We start from the raw sequence: 19556 nt of genomic DNA, 5'->3' as shown, positions 1-19556 counted from the left end.
TTGTTTAAAACACAGATTGGCGAAAATTGCTGATTGCAGCATTTTTGTGAAGCGTTAAACTAAACACGTATAGTATAACAGACAATCTGTTAGTTATTCAACAACCTGTTGGTTATTTAAAATAGATGTGTGGTTTGTGGAAAAGGGAGCTGATTGAATGCAACAAGCGAAATTATATGGTGGGATCGATGTTGGTTCGACTACGGTGAAACTTGTAATCATGGATGCCCGACGACAAACGTTGTTCTCACGCTATGAGCGCCATTACTCAGATGTAAAGGCCGCCAGTGAGAAAATTTTACGTGAGGCTTTAGAAACCATTGATGCGCAACAGCCGATTGCCATGACGATTACTGGATCAGGCGGTATGGGCTTAGCGAATTTATTAAACTTAAAATTTATTCAAGAAGTCATTGCATGTACGAAAACGGTTGAAACGCTGATTCCTGAAACGGATGTGAGTATTGAATTAGGCGGTGAAGATGCGAAGATTACCTTTTTTGGTGCCTCATTGGAACAACGGATGAACGGGAGCTGTGCCGGGGGGACTGGGGCGTTTATCGACCAAATGGCCAGTTTGTTAAAAACGGATGCCAATGGGTTAAATGAGCTCGCCAAAGATGCCAAAACCTTATATCCAATTGCATCACGGTGTGGGGTGTTTGCCAAAACGGATGTCCAACCGTTAATCAATGACGGGGCACGGAAAGAGGATATTGCGGCGAGTATTTTCCAAGCCGTGGTTAATCAAACCATTGCTGGCTTAGCGGCAGGACACAAAATTAAGGGCAATGTGGCCTTTTTAGGCGGGCCCTTATACTTTATGGATCAATTGCGGTATCGCTTCATTGAAACTTTGCAATTAACGCCGGCCCAAGTGATTTTCCCAGCTGATCCGCAATTGTTTGTGGCGAAAGGGTCTGCTTTATACGCAGCAGATCAACCAGCCACCACCTTAACGCAGTTGTTGGACCGTTTGTTACATGGGGACGATTCGGTGATGCAACCATCGAAATCATTGGCACCTTTATTTAACGATGATGAAGAGTTGCAACAATTCCGACAACGTCACGCAGAAGCGCAAGTTGCGTCTCGCGATTTAGCCAGCTACCGTGGGGTGGCTTATTTAGGCATTGACGCAGGTTCAACCACCACCAAAGTTGCTTTAATGAGCGATGACCATAAGTTGTTGTATACCTATTATGATAATAACGATGGCGATCCGTTGGCGAAAACGGAGGCCATTTTAAAAGAGATGTACGCCAAATTACCAGCCGGCGTCACCATTGGGAAAACTGCGGTGACAGGGTATGGCGAGCATTTGATCAAAAACGCCTTAAAAGTTGATATTGGTGAAGTGGAAACGGTGGCCCATTACCAAGCCGCGCACTATTTTGAACCAGATGTGGACTTTATTTTGGACATTGGTGGTCAAGATATGAAAGCCATGACCATTAAGAACAATGCGTTGGCCACCATTAAGCTAAACGAAGCTTGTTCGTCAGGCTGTGGGTCCTTTATTGAAACGTTTGCCACCTCATTGAAGTACAATGTGCGGGACTTTGCCCAAGCCGCCTTATTGGCCAAACACCCAGCTGACCTGGGTTCACGTTGTACCGTGTTTATGAACTCTAAGGTCAAGCAAGTGCAAAAAGAAGGGGCCACCATTGGCGATATTTCGGCTGGGTTGTCCATGTCGGTGATCAAAAATGCCTTGTATAAAGTCATTAAGTTACGTCGACCAGAAGACTTAGGGGAGCACATTGTGTGCCAAGGGGGCACGTTCTATAACGAAGCTGTGTTACGGGCCTTTGAAAAAATTTCAGGTCGTGAAGTGATTCGGCCAAATATTGCCGGGTTAATGGGCGCCTACGGGGCGGCTTTAATTGCGGAAAATGCTTATGAAACTGGTGATGTGACCACTTTGTTACAACCAGCTGAAATGGATAATTTGTCAGCGACGAAAGAATTCATGCACTGTGGGTTATGCGAAAATAACTGTGCGTTAACCATTACCGTCTTTAATGACGGCCGCCGGTTTGTCACTGGGAATCGTTGTGAACGTGGGGAAGCCCGAGGCCTGAAGCTGAAGATTCCTAAGGACAACGGTAAAGTCAACTTAGTCGAAGAAAAGTACAAGTTGTTGTTTGGCTACAAACCTTTACGTAAAAAATTGGCAACTCGTGGCACAATTGGCATGCCTCGGGTGTTGAACATGTATGAAGATTACCCATTGTGGCAAACGTTTTTTACCAAATTGGGGATTCGAGCAGTGTTATCCCCTAAAGGCACCCAAGCCCAATTTGAAAAAGGCATGGAAACCATTCCTAGTGATACGGTTTGTTACCCAGCCAAACAAGTACATGGGCACATTCAAGCGTTAATTGCCAAAGGGTATGAGACGATTTTCTATCCGGCGGTGGTGTACGAACGGGTGGAAAATCAAGATGCGCAAAACCACTTTAACTGCCCAATTGTGCAATCTTATCCTGATGTGATCAAAAATAACGTGGATGAAATTCGTGATGGTGATGTGGATTATCGCAATCCGTATTTAAACTTAGCTGATCATGAGTCCACCACCAACAACTTGTTTGAATGCTTCAAGGACTTTGGCGTGACCAAAAAAGAAGTCAGTGCTGCGTTAGAAGCCGGCTATCAAGAATTAGAGCACTTTAAACAAATGGTACAAAATCGTGGGGAAGATACCTTGCGGATGCTGAAACAAAGCGGCGAACGCGGCATTGTGTTAGCCGGCCGGCCGTATCATTTAGATCCTGAGATCAACCATGGCATCGCCCAAATCATGACCACAGAGGGCTTCCACGTGTTAACCGAAGATTCAATTGCCCATTTAGGTGATGTCAAAGGCTTACGCGTAGTGAACCAGTGGGTTTATCATTCACGTTTATACGCTGCGGCGCGGGTCGTGGCCCGTGATCCTCAATTGGAATTGGTTCAATTAAATTCCTTCGGTTGCGGGTTAGATGCCATTGACACCGACCAAGTGGAAGAAATCATGGCACAGTACAACCGGTTATATACCGTGTTGAAAATTGATGAAGGTACCAACATGGGAGCGATTCGCATTCGCTTGCGCTCCTTAAAGGCGGCGGTTGAAGAACGGCGGAAGCGGCGTATTTTACCTGAAAAGTTATTTGACGCTGACAAACCGGTGACTTACACTAAAGACATGAAGCAACAAGGCTATACCTTGTTAATGCCAATGATGTCACCGATCCACCAACAAGGTTTGGTGGACGTGGCGTTGCAGGCTTCCGGCTACAACGTGGTGAACTTGCCAATGCAGGACAACAAGGCGATTGATATGGGCCAACGCTTTGTCAACAACGACGCTTGTTTCCCAGCCATTATTTCCATTGGCCAAATGGTTGAAGCGTTACAAAGCGGCAAGTATGATGTGAAAAAGACAGCGGTGATGATGACCCAAACTGGCGGTGGCTGCCGGGCCACCAACTATATTCCGTTGATTCGGAAAGCCTTGAAAGATGCTGGTTTTGAAAACATTCCAGTGGTTTCCATGTCCTTAGGCAACCAAGGGGTCGAAGAAACACCAGGCTTTAAATTCACCTTGCCATTGCTGAAACGGGTGGCCATTGCTTTCCTTTATGGGGACTTATTTGAACGGGTGGTTTACCATACCCGGCCGTATGAAAAAGAACCTGGCATTGTGGATAAAATGCACGCGGACTGGCTGGAATTGGTGAAGCCAAGCGTTGAAAAAGGCAGCTTCCGAGCCTTTAAACGCAACGTGCAAGAAATCGTTCGAGACTTTGACACGGTGCCATTGCGCAACGTGCAAAAGCCAAAAGTCGGGATCGTTGGCGAAATTTTAGTGAAGTATTCGCCAATTGCCAATAACGATGTGGTCCATTTACTGGAAAAAGAAGGCGCTGAAGCGGTTGTGCCGGACATTGTTGGGTTTATGAACTACTCACTTTATAACCAAATCTACAAGTACCAAGAATTAGGTGCTTCTTACAAGGCCAAAGTTTTTGCTGAAATGGCGTTGAAGATTATTAAATGGTGTGAACAGCCGATGCAAAAGGCCTTAACGGCTTCGCAACGGTTTGAAGGCATCAGTGCCATTGAAGAACTGGCAGACGATGCCAGCAAGATCTTATCCTTAGGCAATGAAACCGGTGAAGGCTGGTTCTTAACTGGGGAAATGATCGAATTGTTGAAGAGTGGTGTGCCGAATATCATCTGTATGCAACCATTTGGCTGCTTACCAAACCATGTGGTGGGTAAAGGGATGATCAAGGAATTGCGGCATCAGTATCCTGAAGCCAACATTGCCCCAATCGACTATGATCCAGGTACTTCAATTGTTAACCAATTAAACCGGATCCGCTTAATGTTAGCCACTGCTAACAAGCATTTAGAGGCGTCCACCATTACCACCAGCAAGCCGACAACAACGGCAGCGCGGGCAGTGAAGGTCCCTAGTTTATAGCACGTCAAAAAAAGTCACCGGCAGGTGGCTTTTTTGCGTGAAGCGGCTAAGCCACTTCGTTGTATTTCCTGGTGAGAAAGCCTAAAATAATAAGCAGACAATAGGTTCGGAGATGATGAAATGACCCATGAAATTACACCAGCAGCAGTGGCCAAATTTCAACAGAAAATGGCGCATATCCCTGGTAGTGCGGCCTTACAACGGGCCGTGATGAATAACGGCATTAAGGCCACCAGCCAAGATCCAACGGCAGCTAGTCGGTTAAACCGCACTTTTTCAGTGGAATTGGACACCGGTAAAGTGTCGAATCAAAAGAAAAGCGGCCGCTGTTGGCTGTTTTCCACATTAAATACATTACGCCATGACTTTGCCAAAGCATACAACGTAAAAGATTTTGAATTGTCGCAAAATTACCTTTCTTTTTGGGACCGTTTTGAAAAAGCCAACGCGTTTTACGAACACATTATTGAAACCGCCGATCTACCTGCCGATCATCGCTTAGTCGCCTGGCTGTTAGCAGCGCCAGATACCGATGGCGGTCAATTCCACAATGCGGCGGCTTTGGTGGCCAAGTATGGCTTGGTACCGAAAGACGTGATGCCAGAAACCTTTAACAGCGAGAATACCAACGATTTTTCAGAAGTCTTGAATCTAAAGTTACGCAAAGACGCGATCGTGTTGCGGAAATTGGCGAATAGTAGTGCCAGTGACCAAGGCATCGCCGATCAAAAGCGCCAGTTTTTAGCAGAAGTTTATCGCATTTGTAGTTATGCGTTTGGCACACCACCGGAAAGTTTTGATTTTGTGTACCGGGATGATGCTAAAAAGTATCACCGCGACCCTGATTTAACCCCACAAGCCTTTGCCAAAAAGTATTTCAAACGCAATTTAGCCGATTATGTGGTGGTGACCAACGCACCAAATAAGCCTTATAATCAGCTGTTTACGTTGCCAATGGAAAATAACGTGATCGGTGGCCCAGATGTGGCCTTCTTTAACGTGGATCTCGCCACCATGAAGGCCGCTACCTTGAAGCAGTTGCAAGCAGGTGACAGCATTTGGTTTGGCAACGATGTGCTACAACAAATGAACCGCCAAGCCGGCTTGTTAGACAGCAAGCTGTACCGCCAAGCCGAATTATTTGGGATTGACCTGAGTTTGTCCAAAGCCGACCGCTTAACGTATGGTGAAGGCGCCGTTTCCCATGCCATGACGTTAACTGGGGTGGATTTAGTCAATGAGCAACCGACCAAGTGGAAAGTGGAAAATTCCTGGGGTGAGAAAAACGGGGAACAAGGCTACTTTGTGATGAGCGACGAATGGTATGATGACTTTGTTTACGAGTGCGTGATTGATCGGAAGTATTTGGAGCCGGCTCAAATTCAAGCCTTAACCACCCAACCAACAGTGATCACACCTTGGGATTCATTAGCATAGGAGCCATGTTTCCTACGAGGGAGGTTGCGCCCGTAGGAATGGACATCCTCCGGAAATGAGACTTTGCGTTAGCAAAATAGACATTAAAGTTTTGAGGAGGAGCCATGTGTCTTGCGGTGTGGGCTGACGCCACAAGACTGGACAACCAGCGAAAATAAAACCTTTGCGAAGCAAAGATACATCGGAGAATTTAGCTGGTGCCATGTGTCTTGCGGGGTGGTTTGACCCCACAAGACTGGACAACCAGCGAAAATAAGAACTTTGCGAAGCAAAGATACATTAGAGAATTTAGCTGGTGCCATGTGTCTTGCGGTGCGAACTGACGCCACAAGACTGGACATCCTACGGAAATAGGATTTTGCGAAAGCAAAATAGACCTTAGCGTATTTAGGAGGAGCCATGTTTCCTACGAGGGAGGTTGCGCCCGTAGGAATGGCCATCCTACGGAAATAAGATTTTGCGTTAGCAAAATAGACATTAAAGTTTTGAGGAGGAGATATAAAATGACAAAAACAGCAGCAGTTTTATTTGCCAATGGTTGTGAAGAAGTCGAAGCGTTATCCCCAATTGACGTGTTACGCCGTTTAGGCGCACAAGCCGATATGGTGGCGTTGGACAAACGCAACGTGGTCAGCGCTCACAATGTGCATTTGGTTTGTGACAAAGTTTTAGATGACAGTTTATTGGATTATGACATTGTGATTTTTCCAGGCGGTGGCACTGGCGCCAAAAACCTACGTGAGAGTGACCGGCTGATGGCACTGATGCAGCAACGGGCCCAACAAGGTAAGTGGAATGCAGCGATGTGCGCTGCGCCCACGGCTTTTTCCCGTTACGGCTTGTTAGACGGTCATGACTACACGGTTTTCCCAGGCATGTCAGACCAAATTCAGGCTGAATCCCCCAGTGCCAAGTATCAGGACGGTTTGGTGGTTGTCGATCAAGCGGCTCATTTGATCACCAGCCGCGGTCCAGCCACTGCGTTGGCTTATAGTTATGCGATTGCGGAAGCCATTGGTTATGACACCGCCGACGTCAAAGAAGCCATGCAGTACAATTATTTAAAAGCCAATATTTAAGCAAATGAAAAGCACGACCGCGATGGCCGTGCTTTTTTAGCGCAAACTAATGCCAATAATACCGATGATCATCACGCTCAACCCAATCAATTGCCAGCCAGCAGGGAAAGTGTGGCCTAAAAATAAACAACTGAGGAGCACTGAAAATACCACTTCCATGGCTTGCGTAGCCTCAACTTTAGCCAAGTCGGCCATTTTAGCGGCGACCATTGAGGTGGCCTGAAAGAATAAAATCGTGGCCACCACACCAGAAGACAACGCGACGAGTAAGGTGTTCAGCACGGTGTCAGCTTGTGGCGCCCCAACGGTGAAGGCGCTAACGCCGGCCATTAGTAGCCAAGTGGGGTAGCTGCACAATAACATGCCGAGCACTTTTTCCACCCCATTGACTTCCGGACTGACTGCCATCACTTGGCGATTGCCTAAGGGATAGGACACTGCTGCAATCATCAAGCTGATTAAACTGAGACCTAAATGGGCCACGCCGTGAAATTGTTTGGCGTAATCCAGCACTGTTAGTAAAACACCACCTAAAATTAGTACCATCCACGGCAAGGCGTCTAAAGGAATCCGAGCACGGCGGTAATAGGTTTGACCGGCTTCGACTTGGGGGACTTTCGTCAGCGGTGTCGTCAGCACACCAAAAATAATGGTGAGTTGCCAAGTGCTGGACACCAGCCAACCTGGCAAAAATTGACTGGCTAAACAAAGTGGGGTGTAGAACAGTACAAAACAAAACTGACTCCACAACCACCAGGATAGTGGGTGACCTTTTAGTGCTTGCCACAGCCGGGTCCAGGAGCTGTGGGTTAAGGGGATGGCTAGCAGCATCAAAGGCAAGGTCCATAAATAACGTAAGCAAGCTGTCCACAGCCAGTAACTTTGCTGGGTGGCCATCAGCTCATTTAGGACAAAGGTTAATGAAAAAAATAAGGCCGCAATAATACCAATGAAGATTGCTTGATACCGGCGTTGTAACATGGGATCACCGCCCTAAAATATTTTTATCCCGTATAAAAAATATTTTAGCAGTTTCGCTGATCAGGCGCAAAAAAACTCGCAAATCGTTCATGATTTGCGAGTTCAGTGTGTTTATTTTTGATGGGCTTCCGAGAATTCCTTCCCAGCCTCACTGCGCCAACCTTCGTTGTTGTCGTAGTTGGTTTGGAAGTCGTAATGCAAGTACTTATGCGCTTTATGACTGGCTGGTTCACCAATATAATCGTTATAGTAGACTTGCAACGTCTTGTTTTCATAAGACTTGGAGAAGCCAGATTCTTTTTGTTCGTTTTTCAACACGCTACGGCGTTTGGCCACAAAATCGGTGGTAACCCGTGTGTGGGCATTAACGTGGGGTTGACCGCCGCCGTTGATACAACCACCTTCGCAGGCCATGACTTCCACAAAGGCGAAATCATTGAGCTGACCACTTTCGAAAAGATCAAATGCATGTACGGCGCCATTAACGACCCCGATACGTGCTTTGAGATCACCAAGTTCAGCGGTAAATTCTCTGACACCTGGGATGCCACTGTCTTGCCATTCAATCGCCTGAATGTCCAAGTCGCCACCGTCAACCATGTGTTTAGCCGTCCGTAAAGCGGCTTGCATGACACCGCCGGAGAAGCCGAACCCAGTTCCGTCGCCGGTAAATTCAGACATTGGTTGATCAGGTTCTTCTTCTTCCAGTTTACGCCATTTGACTTTACGGGCCTTAAACAGCTTCGCCAATTCACGGGTGGTGATCACAGCGTCAATATCCCGTTGGCCGTCTACTTCCATACTTGGAATATGAGCTTCCATTTTTTTAGCCAAACAAGGCATGACAGTTACCGTGTACACGGTCGATGGATCGATGCCAGCTTGAGCTGGGTAGTAGGACTTACTAGCGGCCCCAAACATTTGTTGTGGACTTTTGGCGCTAGAGAAGTGATCCAAGCATTCTGGATGGTAGTTGTGCAATAAGCGGACCCAGCCAGGACAGCAAGAGGTAAACATTGGCAACACACCGCCGTTTAACAAGCGATCTTTTAATTCGGTGGCTTCTTCCATAATGGTCATATCGGCCCCGAAGTTAATGTCATAGATCCGGTCAAAACCCGCTGCACGTAAACCGGCATAGACTTTCTTCATGGTGTCCACACCGAATTCTTCGCCTTCTAACTCACCAAATGATGTCCGAATCGAAGGGGCGATGGCAACGAGGACGTGCTTGTCCGGGTCATCTAGCGCTGCTTCAACACGGTCCAGTTCACTGGTTTCTTGTAAGGCACCGACTGGGCAGGCGTTGACACACTGGCCACACAGCACACAGTTCGTGTCATCGAAACAAACATTTTCCAATGGCGCAATTTTACGTTCGCCATCGATTTTTTGAAGCTTAATGGAGCCAGTTGATGTTTTGACTTTACACATGGCCTCACACCGGCCGCATAAGATACATTTGTTACGGTCAATGGTAATGCCCATACTTCGCCGGTCAATGTTTGCTTCCAGGTCATCGCAAATATCGCTGTATTTTACTTCAGGACGTACACGTAATTTGCTAGATAATGCTAAAAGCTCACAATTTTCCTTGCGCACGCATTTCCCACAGCGGAAATCGTGTTTGTTCAAAATACGGACGACTGCTTTTTTAGCAGCTTCCAACGTTTTTTCAGTGTTGGTATGAATGGACATACCGTCTTCCATCTTCATTCGGCAAGCCAAAGTGGTTTTCACTTTGCCAGTGCCTGCTTTTTCGACTTCGACCTTACACACACCACATTTCCCGTTGTTCCCAGCTTCTTTTAAGAAGCAAAGACTAGGGATGTCGTCACCTTGGATCGTGGCAAATTCCAAAATGGACATTTCTTCTTGTTCGGGTGTTAGTTCATACTCTTTGTCGTTTAACATGACTTTCATATATCTTACCTCCGCCATGAACGTGTGTCCCTGAAGTGATAGCAGTTATTTGCTGTCGATGCACACGTCATGTTTCTTTGAAGAGCTTGTCGCAACATTCCACCACAATTATACAGCGAAAACGCTTGCTTGTTAGGCGATTTTCTATGAAATGATTCGTTTTGCCGAATTTGAGGGAAATCCCTATATCACAGATTTTGAAAAATTGATTGAAAGCAAGTGAAATCAATAAAAAGAAGTAGTGCTAAATAATATTTTTGAGACAATAAAAAAGTTTTGGTATCAAAAAGTCAGGTTTATTTGTGGCCGAATGAGAAAGCATCTCAAACAGTTGTTTCAGGCTATGTGAACGACTATACTTGATGTAAAAGGAAGGAGATTTTTCGAAATGAATACCAGAAATATTGCGAAAACAGGGGTCCTGCTGGCCTTGTTGATCGTGATCCAAGTCGCTTTAAAGCCAGCAGGGCAATTATTTGTCGGTAGTGGGGTGAACTTGGTGTTGATCGCCAGTGTTTACTTGGTGAATACTTCGAGCGCCGTGTTACTTGCCATTTTAAGCCCGATCACTGCCACCATTTTAGGTCAGAACGCTTTTCCAGCCTTTATTCCATTTATTATTGTCGGGAACCTGATTTTAGTGTTGATTTGGCATTTCTTGGTCAAACAATTTGGTAATACCGCTGAAAAGATCGGCCAAAAAGTGATTGCGTTGATTCTTGGCGCTGGGGTCAAGGCCGTTTTCATGTACTTGGCTATTGCGGTTTTAATGGCCAAGGTGATTTTAAAGGCCCCAGCACCAAAGCAACAGTTGATCGGGACCATGATGGGGACGATGCAATTTATCGCTGCGATCATTGGGGGCATTTTGGCTATTCTGATCATGCCAGCATTGTTGAAGATCCCAGCGTTAGCACCAGATAAAAAATAAGCCACACAAAAAGCCGCTCAGTGGTGAGCGACTTTTTTGTTACCATCAATTAGTAGTTGATGTGAACGCCAAATGAAGGTTGGAACGCACTGCTGATCGTTTCAACCTCAACAGATTGCCCGTAAGTTGGTGAGTCGATGTATTGGTTGTTCCCAATATATAAGGCAACGTGATAACTAGCACCTTGTGATCCCCAGAAAATCAGGTCGCCAGGTTGGAGTTGATCCAATGGAACAGCTGTCCCAGCACTTTCTTGAGCCACGGTGTAATGATCAACCGTTACGCCAGCTTGGGCTAACGCATATTGGGTTAAACCCGAGCAGTCAAAGCCAACACCTGGCGTTGCACCGGCCTTAGCATAAGGTGTCCCAATTTGTGCTTTGGCAGCGGCAATCGCTGTGGCAGCACCTTGGCTCACTGTTGTGGTGCTGGTTGCGGCAGTGGCTTGTTGTGCCGTTGTCGTCGTCGGGGTTTGATAGCTAGTAGTTGTAGGTTGCGTTGTGGTCGTCGTTTGACCTTGATAAGCGGTGGTTGTAGGCGCCGCATAGCTAGTTTGGCTATTTGAGTACCAAGCCGTTGCTTGTGCTGTTTGCGCGTTGTACTCAGATGCATCGGCATGCACACTTTGTGTACCGAAAGCAAAAGCAGCAGTTGCGCCGAGTAAACCGGCAGCTGTGTATGAAGCAAGTTTATGTTTGGAAATCATGTTAGGGCTCCTTTTTGAATAAAATCCGTTGGTTCAACCCCTAGCATAGTCATGTGACGTTACAAGGACGTCACGCAAGTTTAACAACTACGTTACAAATTATGTCAAGCATCATACAGTACTGTTTTTACAAAAAGATGGCGTTTTAATGCGGCGCTTTAGAAGTAGGTGGCTCACTGAAAAAAGCTTTCATTTTAATTTTTAGCGATCATAGAACAAGTTTAATCTGCAAAGCAGCATGAAAACAGCTATACTAAAAGCATTAGTGAAATGAAAGCAGGCGACGACATGCATTTTTGGTTGGTAGAGCTTTATTTAGTAGTGGCTGGGGTAATTGGTGGGCTCTTAAGCACCATTGCTGGGATGGCGTCGCTGGTGTCATATCCAGTGCTGTTAAGCGTAGGGTTACCGCCTGTGACTGCTAATGTAACCAATACCACGGCCCAGATTTTTACGGGCATTGGTTCGACGTTAAGCTCAGCGAAAGAATTGAAAAGTGCGCAGCATGCAACGGCAATGAATGCTGTTTTTTCACTGTTTGGGTCGTTATGTGGCTGTATTTTATTGCTGGTGGCGCCAGCGGCCACTTTTGCCAAAGCGGTGCCCTTTTTGATTGCCTTTGCCGGTTGTTTAATGTTTTATACGTTGTTACGGCAAACGCCGCCAACTGGTGGGCAAGCACATCCAATTTTAAAAAGTGTGGCGTTATTTTTAGTCGGGATCTACATTGGCTACTTTGGGGCATCGGCTGGGGTGATCACTTTAGCCATTTTAACCGTCACGGAGCAACTGCCGTTTACCACGATCAATGCCATTAAAAATTTTATTAGTTTTACAGGGAATGGCTTGGCCATGATTATTTTTGCCTTTACGGCGGATGTACGTTGGACGGTGGCGTTAACCATGGGCATTGGCTTTTTAGTCGGTGGTTGGTTAGGCCCGCGGATCGTGCGCCACTTGCCGATTCGTAAACTCCGCTTTGCCATTGCTTTTGCGGCGTTGGGGTTGGCGGCTTATCTGTTTGTGACCACTTATTAAAAGGCATAGGGGTTTATGTTACTTTAAAGCGGTTCAAAACAAAAAAACCTTGCCACAAGTTCGCTTGTGACAAGGTTTTTTAAGTGTTTACCAGATCTCAACCCGTTGTTCAGGGGCTAAGTACATGCCGTCGCCGGCTTGAATGTCGAAGGTGGTGTAGAAATCGGCTAGGTTTTGGGGTTGGACGTTGGCCCGTAATTTCGCTGGGGCGTGAACGTCGATGTTTAAAAGCAGTTGTTGATATTCTAAGCGGGCTTTGGTGCGCCAAATGGTGGCCCAGTTGACGAAGAAGGCTTTCAAGTCAACTTTTGCTTCACCTTTAGCTGCCTCTAAAGCACAGCTTAAGCCGCCAGCGTCGGCAATGTTTTCGGAAACGGTGAGTTTGCCGTTGACTTTGCCTTTTGCAAATGGCAGGTCGTTGAATTCAGCAATCATATTGTCAGCTAAGCCTTTGAAATGGGCTTTATCATCAGCGGTCCACCAGTTGTGTAAATTCCCGTATTCGTCAAATAAGGAGCCGTTGTTATCAAAGGCGTGGGAAATTTCGTGGGCGATGACGGCACCAATGCCGCCATAGTTAGCGCTAGCAGGTTGGTCCAAGCTGTAAAAGGGTGCTTGTAAAATCGCGGCGGGGAACACGATAATGTTGCGGAAAGGATGGTAGTAGGCGTTAACTGTGTTGGCACTCATTTCCCATTGATCCCGTTTAACGGGTTGGTTCCATTTGCTGAATTTATCCAACTGGCTGAGGTGAATGAAATGCAGTGTGTTGGCTAATAAACTTTGGGTGGTGTCCGTTTTAAACGTTAATTGCAACGGCTCAATGGCATCCGGGTAGCCCACTTGAATGCCTAATTTTTCCAGCTTCACAATGGCTTTTTCGCGGGTCGCGACAGACAGCCAAGTATTATGGGTCAGGCGTTGTTCATAAACGGTGATCATTTTTTTAACCATTTGCTGAACGTCAGCCTTGGCTTGCGGGCCGAAATAGTTACGGCCGTAGTAGTCCCCAACCACTTGGTCAAACATACCAGTGGCTAAGTAATAAGCACTTTTAGCAGGCTTCATGGCAGCCTTATTGCCAGAAAGGGCGCGGCTGAAAATACCACCGGTTTGGCGGAAGTCTTCTGATAAATAGCCAGCTAAGCCGCGGACGGTTTTAATGATCAACCAGCCTTTTAAGTTGGCAAAAGTGTCGGGATTGAGCACATCGTCAAAATGAGCGTAGAAATTAGGTTCGGTGACAATGACTTGTTCCGGTGTGGCGCCCAGCACGTTTTGAATCAGTTGGGCCAGGTCTAAATGGCTGCTGTGGCTGGTAAAAGCTGCAAAGCTTTCTGGATTATACATTTTACTGTAATCCGCCTTTTCTTCAGCGCTTTTTACAAAAGGTACCAAACTGGCATCAAAGGCCACAGCTTGATCGACCAGTGTTTTTTGCTGGGCGGCATCATAACCAGCTAAGGCCAGGAGTTGGGTCATCATATCTTTGAAAACGCCCATTAACTGAGGTCCGGCGGGATTATCAGCGGCGTAGTAGGTTTTATCAGGTAAAAACAAACCAGGGGCACTGGCGAATAACGCATTGGTGGTGGCATTTTTCATGTCAGCGTCAATATCCAGGTCAAATGGCATCGGGAGGCCGGCTAGTAACCAGTCGCTAAGGTGCGCTTGGAAATCGGCCAGGCTGTGTAAGCCTTCCAATTGAGCTAGCAAAGGTTTTAAAGGCGCCGCGCCAGCAGCGTTGCGTTGGTCAAAATCTTGTGCCAACTGATAGTAAGCAAGAAATTGTGATTGGGCCGCATTTTCAGTGGCTTTAGCGCCAGTTTGCATGGCCGCAAAATCGGCCATTAAATTTTTTTCAATGGCTTCGACTAAATCTTGAAAGCCACCAGTTGCCGGTTTATCATCGGGAATTTCAGCTGTTTTCAGCCAATCGGCATTGATAGCTTCATAAAAATCATCTTTTAAGGTTGTCATAAACACACTTCTTTCAGGCGAGTTTTGTTAAGTTCCATGATAGCATTTTTAGCGCTGAAACGATGACCATTTGATCATGGATCGGATAAAAGACTTCACTTTCGCGGTGATTCATTTTATGCTAAGACTATGATTTTTAAAATGAACCAAGGTCACTTGGATGATTATAACCAATTGAGGGGGAACTATTTTGACCACATTACGCATTCTTTATATTTCAATTTCCGGTAATACCCGTTCTTTTGTTGAAACCTTGCAAGACTACGCGGAAGACCAACACGCCGCTGATGCCAGCGCACCATTGATCGAATTGAAAGAAATTTCAGACGCCACACCGGATGATGATGAAACAACGCCTTATTTTGCGTTTGTACCGACTTATTTAACTGGTGGTAACGGCATCGACAACGGCTATCAAGAGTTGATGACCGAAGCTTTAGGTGAATATATCAGTATTGGTGATAATCGCAAGTATTGTTGGGGTGTGGTGGGCTCTGGAAACCGCAACTTTAACGAGCAGTATTGTTTAACAGCGCGCCAGTATTCCGAGGCCTATGGGTTCCCTTTTATTGGTGATTACGAATTACGGGGCACAACCCAGGATGTCACGCGGATCTATCAAATTTTACAGACTGAAGCAGCCAAGCATGCTTAACCAAAATAACGCCCTGACCAATTGGCCAAGGCGTTATTTTTTTGAAATTAGATGAGGTAGGTTTGGGGTATGCTTATAAGATAACCGCTGCGTCTTAAAACAACCTTAAACCCAGTAAACTTTTGCTAAGAAGTCGTGGTATCCGGTTGCCGGAATAGATGTAACGGATCCACGGTGACTTGGGTCACCACTGCCGATTGGTAGCCGACGCTGGTGTCAGCGCCAGTGGTATCTTTCATGGTAAAGCTGGCTTGGTTTAGCGTACTATTTTTCAAGCTGGTGAGCTGTTCTTTTTTGTAATCGTATAAGCCCCACCAGTTGATCGGGAAGGTGCTGGTTTTATTCACGCCTTCTAATTGATAAAGGACGGGGACGCTTTGCAGCTGCGTGGACTTTTTATTAGGATTGACCATCGGTGTAGTGGTGGTAATAGCGGTTAATAACCGTTCAATCTGGTCGCTGCCACTAGCGGCGACATATTGTTTCATAAAGGCTTTTTCAGAGTACAGACAAGCAAAGTAGCGCACGGTTCCAGAAAAGCGCACTTGTGAGGCCGTTTTTTTCGACTTTTTCGCCATTTTAACTTGTTTGGTTTTGGCATCGCCAAAGTAACCAGCTACTAAAATCTGATGTTTACTTTCCGTGCTAACCGTCAGACCGGATAAATAATGCTTGCTCATTTGCCAATAAATGGCCGGGATCCAATAGGTTTTCCCTTGATAAGTGTGCTTATCCAGTTGCCCAACTTTGGGGGCGACATAAGTTTTGGTAGTGGTTGCGGCGTGACTGGCAGTTGCGCCGAAGGCTCCAAATAGGCCTAAGACGACCAAGGCACCTGTTAATAATTTTTTCAAAGTTTTTACTCCTTATCAGGGTGAACAGCCCATTGTTTGTTCTTATCTTACCTATTATGAACAAACGCTGTCAATCATCCATCGAACATTCAACGGCAGAATTTGGTTAAGTTTTGCCTAAAATGAAGAAATAACAACTTTTACTTGCATTCTGAAATCAATCGCGTTAATATATTGCCTACGTTACCAAAACAGGTTTCACTGAAAAAATAAATGAGGTGTGTTTATGGCAATTGAAGTTGGCAATTTAGTTCGCTGCAAGGCAAACGGTAATATGGAAGCAGATTTTTCAGGTACCGTGGAAAAAGTGTATGAAAACTCAGCGCTGATCGCAGTGACTGAATATGATGAAAAAGACAATATGAATATTGAAGATCTACAACATAAGGTCATCATTAGCTTGACCAAAATGAAACCAATCAAGGCTCAAAAATAGGTTCGTTAAAACCGTCGCGCAGGTGGCGGTTTTTGTTTTGCACTGAAACGGGCAAATTTAAACTGATTTTCAGATGCAGGCGACAGGGCTAACTGGTTAGGCGTATAATAAAACAACAAGAATTGCGCAAGAAAGGTTGATTTTATGGAGTGGGTACATTGGTTGATCGAAGTTGTTGTCATGCTCAATATGATTCTCGCCATCGTAACTGTTTTTCGCCAACATCGTGATATTTCGTCAACTTGGGCGTGGCTATTGGTGTTGATCTTGTTACCAGTCGTGGGCTTTGTGCTGTATTTATTCACGGGCCGTGGGTTAGGTCGCGAAAAGATTTTTAGTTTGGAACATCAAGATCGCACCGGGTTAGCGGAAATGATCAGTCGACAGCACACAGATGATGTGGAATTTGCCACCACAGACACCTCTGATCTACCAGCAGGGGCAGCGGGCTTGATTCAGTTATTTGAGACGACTGACCGGGCACCGTTAACCAAACGCAACCAAATTCAGATTTATACCACAGGTCAAACGAAGTTTCCAGCTTTGCTGGCGGATATTCGTCAGGCACAACACAGTGTTCATATTGAATACTATACGATTTATAATGATGACATCGGCAATGAGCTGTTGCGTTTATTGGAAGAAAAAGCTCAACAAGGCGTTGAAGTACGGGTTTTGTACGATGCCTTTGGGTCCCGGGGGGCGACACGGAAATGGTTTAGCAAACTGGAAAGTTTAGGCGGCCAAGCTACCAGCTTTATTACCTCACACAATACCATTACCAAAACCCGATTGAATTACCACGATCATCGTAAAATTGTGGTGATCGATGGGCAAATCGGTTATACCGGCGGCTTTAATGTGGGGGATCAGTATTTAGGCCGTTCCAAGCGCTTCGGGCCTTGGCGGGATACCCATTTACGAATCGTCGGCAACGGCGTGATGGCGCTGCAAACACGCTTTATTATGGATTGGAATGCATCCGTTAAAGAAAAGCGCCATTTGAACTATCAGTTAAAATATTTCCCTGAACCATTGCGCCCGGCCAATGCGAAAACCCCTTTGCAGATCGTTACTTCCGGGCCTTCCGCGCAAAAGGAACAGATCAAGGTAGGGTATATCAAAATGATTGCGTCCGCGAAGAAACGGGTTTGGATCCAGTCCCCTTATTTAGTCCCAGATGAAAGTGTGCTGTCCGCAATCTCCATTGCTGCCCAGTCCGGGGTGGATGTGCGGATCATGATTCCCAACATGCCGGATCACCCGTTTATCTATCGCGCTACGCAGTATTATGCCAACCTGCTATTTACAGCAGGCGCTAAGATCTACATTTATGAAGCCGGCTTTATTCATGCGAAAACCATTGTGGCAGATGGTGAGGTGGCCACGGTGGGGTCAGCAAATCAAGATTTCCGCAGTTATAAGTTGAATTTTGAAGTCAACGCCTTTTTGTATGACCCAGCAGTGGCCCAAGAATTGGAGACGATTTTCAAAGCGGACATGCGGGTCAGTCGGTTATTGACCCATGAAGAAATTGCCAACCAGTCCTGGTGGCTAACGTTGAAACAACGTTTTTCACGGCTCTTATCACCTATTTTATAAATCAAAAAAAGTTGAGCAACCTGATCAGGTGGTTCAACTTTTTTGTATGGTGACTAAAAAAGAGGCCTGTGAAGGTCTCTTTAAAGGGCACTAATAGGTGGGCTGCTGGTTTGTTTGGGTGTTGATGGTACCAGTGGTGTCCGTACCGGTTGTATCTGTACCAGTGGTGGTATCGGTACCCGTTGTTGTGTCGGTTGTGGTGGCATCTGCGGTTTCCGTGCTGGTATCGGTATTGGCGTAAACGTTATAGGTGGTATAAGTACTGCCGTCAAAATACGGATTGGCGGCGTTTAAGGCCGTTTCGGTATTTTTTACGGTAACGGCACTTAAACCAAGCGTTTTACGAATCTTTTTCGAGACCCGGCGTAATTCTTTCGTCGACGCAATTTGATAGGAGCTACCATCAATCGTGGCGCTTTGGCCTTGTAAATGATCTGATTTGATCGTGGTGCCGGCTGACCGGTATTTTTCAGCCATGGCGAGCATGGTTTTAAAGTTCATATCGGTGCTGACATTTTTCTTAACAATATTAAGGATCTTGGAATACTTCGTCACACTATTTGCAGACATCAGTTTTTTCGCAACGGCCTTGATCACTTGTTGTTGTCGCATTTGGCGTCCGTAATCCCCTAATGGATCATCGTAACGCATTCGGGCAAAGCTTAACGCTTCTTTCCCAGTCAGGTGATGGGTGCCTTTTTTGATGGTGACGTGATCAAAGGTGAAGTTGTACTTGCTGGTGACGGTCACACCGCCAACGGCGTCAACCAGGTTTTTCAGGCCTTTCATATTAATGGTGACCGTATAATCAATTGGAATGTTCAGTAAACTTTCAACTGTTTTCTTCGTCGCTTTAGCGCCGCCTAATTCATAAGCCGCATTGATCTTTTGAATGGAACTGGAACTGGCACCTTTGATTTTAGCCAGCGTATCACGCGGAATACTCATCATCGTTGTTTTTTTAGTTTTAGGATTAATGGTCGCCACAATGATCGTGTCAGAACGGCCTTGATAAGTCCGGCCATCTTCACCTGTATCAGCGCCTAATAGTAATACTGAAATTGGCTTGGTGGCACTGACTTTTTGGGTGGTGCTTGAGCTGACGCCACTTTGATTTGAAAGCACGGCATTCGCTGTTTGGTGCAACTTATAATAGACTGTTCCAGCAAAGCCAGCACCTACCACCAGTAGTACCAATAAGATTATCCAAGGCCAACGACGGCGCCGCGGCGTTTGATGACGCGGTCCCTGCACAGGTTTATTCACAAGCAGCCTTCTTTCATTTAATTTCGAATTTGCATCATTTACTGTACTGAAAGGGCCTTAAAATAGGCTTAAAGTTATCTTTTTTATTCTAGCACGGTGCCAGCTGAAAAAATGTGAAGTTTTTTTGAATTATTGCATTGGACACAATTTAGACGCTAGCGGATTGTAAAAAAAGGCTCACAGATTTAAAA

At 45.9% G+C, this 19556-nt stretch carries 14 protein-coding genes; 8 read left to right on the top strand and 6 right to left on the bottom strand.

Features of this window, described 5'->3' with window-relative positions:
* The first annotated feature begins 157 nt into the window (after nucleotides 1–157).
* The 3 genes from FC07_RS14565 to FC07_RS14555 all read left to right on the top strand — a co-directional run bounded on the left by FC07_RS14565 (nucleotide 158) and on the right by FC07_RS14555 (nucleotide 6993).
* Complete coding sequence (locus tag FC07_RS14565) at nucleotides 158–4477, top strand: 2-hydroxyacyl-CoA dehydratase (RefSeq protein WP_057905803.1); 4320 nt, start codon at nucleotides 158–160, stop codon at nucleotides 4475–4477.
* Between the two features lie 120 nt (nucleotides 4478–4597).
* Nucleotides 4598–5914, top strand: coding sequence for a C1 family peptidase (locus tag FC07_RS14560; RefSeq protein WP_057905802.1), 1317 nt, complete (start codon nucleotides 4598–4600; stop codon nucleotides 5912–5914).
* Between the two features lie 503 nt (nucleotides 5915–6417).
* Complete coding sequence (locus FC07_RS14555) at nucleotides 6418–6993, top strand: DJ-1 family glyoxalase III (protein ID WP_057905801.1); 576 nt, start codon at nucleotides 6418–6420, stop codon at nucleotides 6991–6993.
* A gap of 36 nt (nucleotides 6994–7029) precedes the next feature.
* Here FC07_RS14555 and FC07_RS14550 read toward each other — a convergent pair whose 3' ends face one another.
* Nucleotides 7030–7974, bottom strand: a complete 945-nt coding sequence (locus tag FC07_RS14550) for a multidrug resistance efflux transporter family protein (protein ID WP_057905800.1) — start codon at nucleotides 7972–7974, stop codon at nucleotides 7030–7032.
* Nucleotides 7975–8085: 111 nt separating this feature from the next.
* Complete coding sequence (locus FC07_RS14545) at nucleotides 8086–9897, bottom strand: [FeFe] hydrogenase, group A (RefSeq protein WP_083483350.1); 1812 nt, start codon at nucleotides 9895–9897, stop codon at nucleotides 8086–8088.
* A 388-nt stretch (nucleotides 9898–10285) separates the two neighbouring features.
* Between FC07_RS14545 and FC07_RS14540 the strand changes: the two genes are divergently transcribed.
* Nucleotides 10286–10828: a hypothetical protein gene (locus tag FC07_RS14540; protein WP_057905799.1), complete on the top strand. Its 543-nt coding sequence runs from the start codon at nucleotides 10286–10288 to the stop codon at nucleotides 10826–10828.
* Between the two features lie 49 nt (nucleotides 10829–10877).
* Here FC07_RS14540 and FC07_RS15715 read toward each other — a convergent pair whose 3' ends face one another.
* Complete coding sequence (locus FC07_RS15715; RefSeq protein ID WP_083483349.1) at nucleotides 10878–11534, bottom strand: C40 family peptidase; 657 nt, start codon at nucleotides 11532–11534, stop codon at nucleotides 10878–10880.
* 288 nt (nucleotides 11535–11822) lie between these two features.
* Here FC07_RS15715 and FC07_RS14530 point away from each other — a divergent pair, with 288 nt between their 5' ends.
* Nucleotides 11823–12572, top strand: a complete 750-nt coding sequence (locus tag FC07_RS14530) for a sulfite exporter TauE/SafE family protein (protein ID WP_057905934.1) — start codon at nucleotides 11823–11825, stop codon at nucleotides 12570–12572.
* Between the two features lie 87 nt (nucleotides 12573–12659).
* Here the strand turns inward: FC07_RS14530 and FC07_RS14525 are convergent, their stop codons facing one another.
* Nucleotides 12660–14552, bottom strand: a complete 1893-nt coding sequence (locus FC07_RS14525; RefSeq protein ID WP_057905798.1) for a M13 family metallopeptidase — start codon at nucleotides 14550–14552, stop codon at nucleotides 12660–12662.
* A 190-nt stretch (nucleotides 14553–14742) separates the two neighbouring features.
* Here FC07_RS14525 and nrdI point away from each other — a divergent pair, with 190 nt between their 5' ends.
* Nucleotides 14743–15207, top strand: coding sequence for a class Ib ribonucleoside-diphosphate reductase assembly flavoprotein NrdI (gene nrdI, locus FC07_RS14520; protein WP_057905797.1), 465 nt, complete (start codon nucleotides 14743–14745; stop codon nucleotides 15205–15207).
* Nucleotides 15208–15332: 125 nt separating this feature from the next.
* On the opposite strand, the gene FC07_RS14515 is transcribed toward nrdI, so the two are convergent.
* The gene (locus tag FC07_RS14515; protein ID WP_057905796.1) at nucleotides 15333–16061 is read right to left on the bottom strand and encodes a hypothetical protein; all 729 of its coding nucleotides are present in this window, start codon (nucleotides 16059–16061) and stop codon (nucleotides 15333–15335) included.
* Nucleotides 16062–16287: 226 nt separating this feature from the next.
* Here FC07_RS14515 and FC07_RS14510 point away from each other — a divergent pair, with 226 nt between their 5' ends.
* Entirely contained in the window at nucleotides 16288–16497 is a 210-nt protein-coding gene (locus FC07_RS14510) for a DUF2187 family protein (protein ID WP_057905795.1), read from the top strand.
* A 144-nt stretch (nucleotides 16498–16641) separates the two neighbouring features.
* Complete coding sequence (cls, locus tag FC07_RS14505) at nucleotides 16642–18099, top strand: cardiolipin synthase (RefSeq protein ID WP_057905794.1); 1458 nt, start codon at nucleotides 16642–16644, stop codon at nucleotides 18097–18099.
* Nucleotides 18100–18189: 90 nt separating this feature from the next.
* On the opposite strand, the gene FC07_RS14500 is transcribed toward cls, so the two are convergent.
* On the bottom strand, nucleotides 18190–19365 hold the full coding sequence (locus FC07_RS14500; RefSeq protein WP_235807530.1) for an LCP family protein: 1176 nt from the start codon (nucleotides 19363–19365) through the stop codon (nucleotides 18190–18192).
* Nucleotides 19366–19556: the final 191 nt, after the last annotated feature.

The sequence above is a fragment of the Loigolactobacillus bifermentans DSM 20003 genome (assembly GCF_001434575.1).
Lineage (GTDB): Bacteria > Bacillota > Bacilli > Lactobacillales > Lactobacillaceae > Loigolactobacillus > Loigolactobacillus bifermentans.
This window is presented reverse-complemented; position numbering and strand designations above follow the sequence as displayed.

Bases quoted from the DNA above. Each gene is read 5' to 3' on its own strand.
- FC07_RS14565 (WP_057905803.1), top strand. From the start codon at position 158: ATGCAACAAGCGAAATTATATGGTGGGATCGATGTTGGTTCGACTACG.
- FC07_RS14525 (WP_057905798.1), bottom strand. From the start codon at position 14,552: ATGACAACCTTAAAAGATGATTTTTATGAAGCTATCAATGCCGATTGG.
- cls (WP_057905794.1), top strand. From the start codon at position 16,642: ATGGAGTGGGTACATTGGTTGATCGAAGTTGTTGTCATGCTCAATATG.
- FC07_RS14555 (WP_057905801.1), top strand. From the start codon at position 6,418: ATGACAAAAACAGCAGCAGTTTTATTTGCCAATGGTTGTGAAGAAGTC.
- FC07_RS14540 (WP_057905799.1), top strand. From the start codon at position 10,286: ATGAATACCAGAAATATTGCGAAAACAGGGGTCCTGCTGGCCTTGTTG.
- FC07_RS14550 (WP_057905800.1), bottom strand. From the start codon at position 7,974: ATGTTACAACGCCGGTATCAAGCAATCTTCATTGGTATTATTGCGGCC.
- FC07_RS14530 (WP_057905934.1), top strand. From the start codon at position 11,823: ATGCATTTTTGGTTGGTAGAGCTTTATTTAGTAGTGGCTGGGGTAATT.
- FC07_RS14510 (WP_057905795.1), top strand. From the start codon at position 16,288: ATGGCAATTGAAGTTGGCAATTTAGTTCGCTGCAAGGCAAACGGTAAT.
- FC07_RS14545 (WP_083483350.1), bottom strand. From the start codon at position 9,897: ATGAAAGTCATGTTAAACGACAAAGAGTATGAACTAACACCCGAACAA.
- FC07_RS15715 (WP_083483349.1), bottom strand. From the start codon at position 11,534: ATGATTTCCAAACATAAACTTGCTTCATACACAGCTGCCGGTTTACTC.
- FC07_RS14560 (WP_057905802.1), top strand. From the start codon at position 4,598: ATGACCCATGAAATTACACCAGCAGCAGTGGCCAAATTTCAACAGAAA.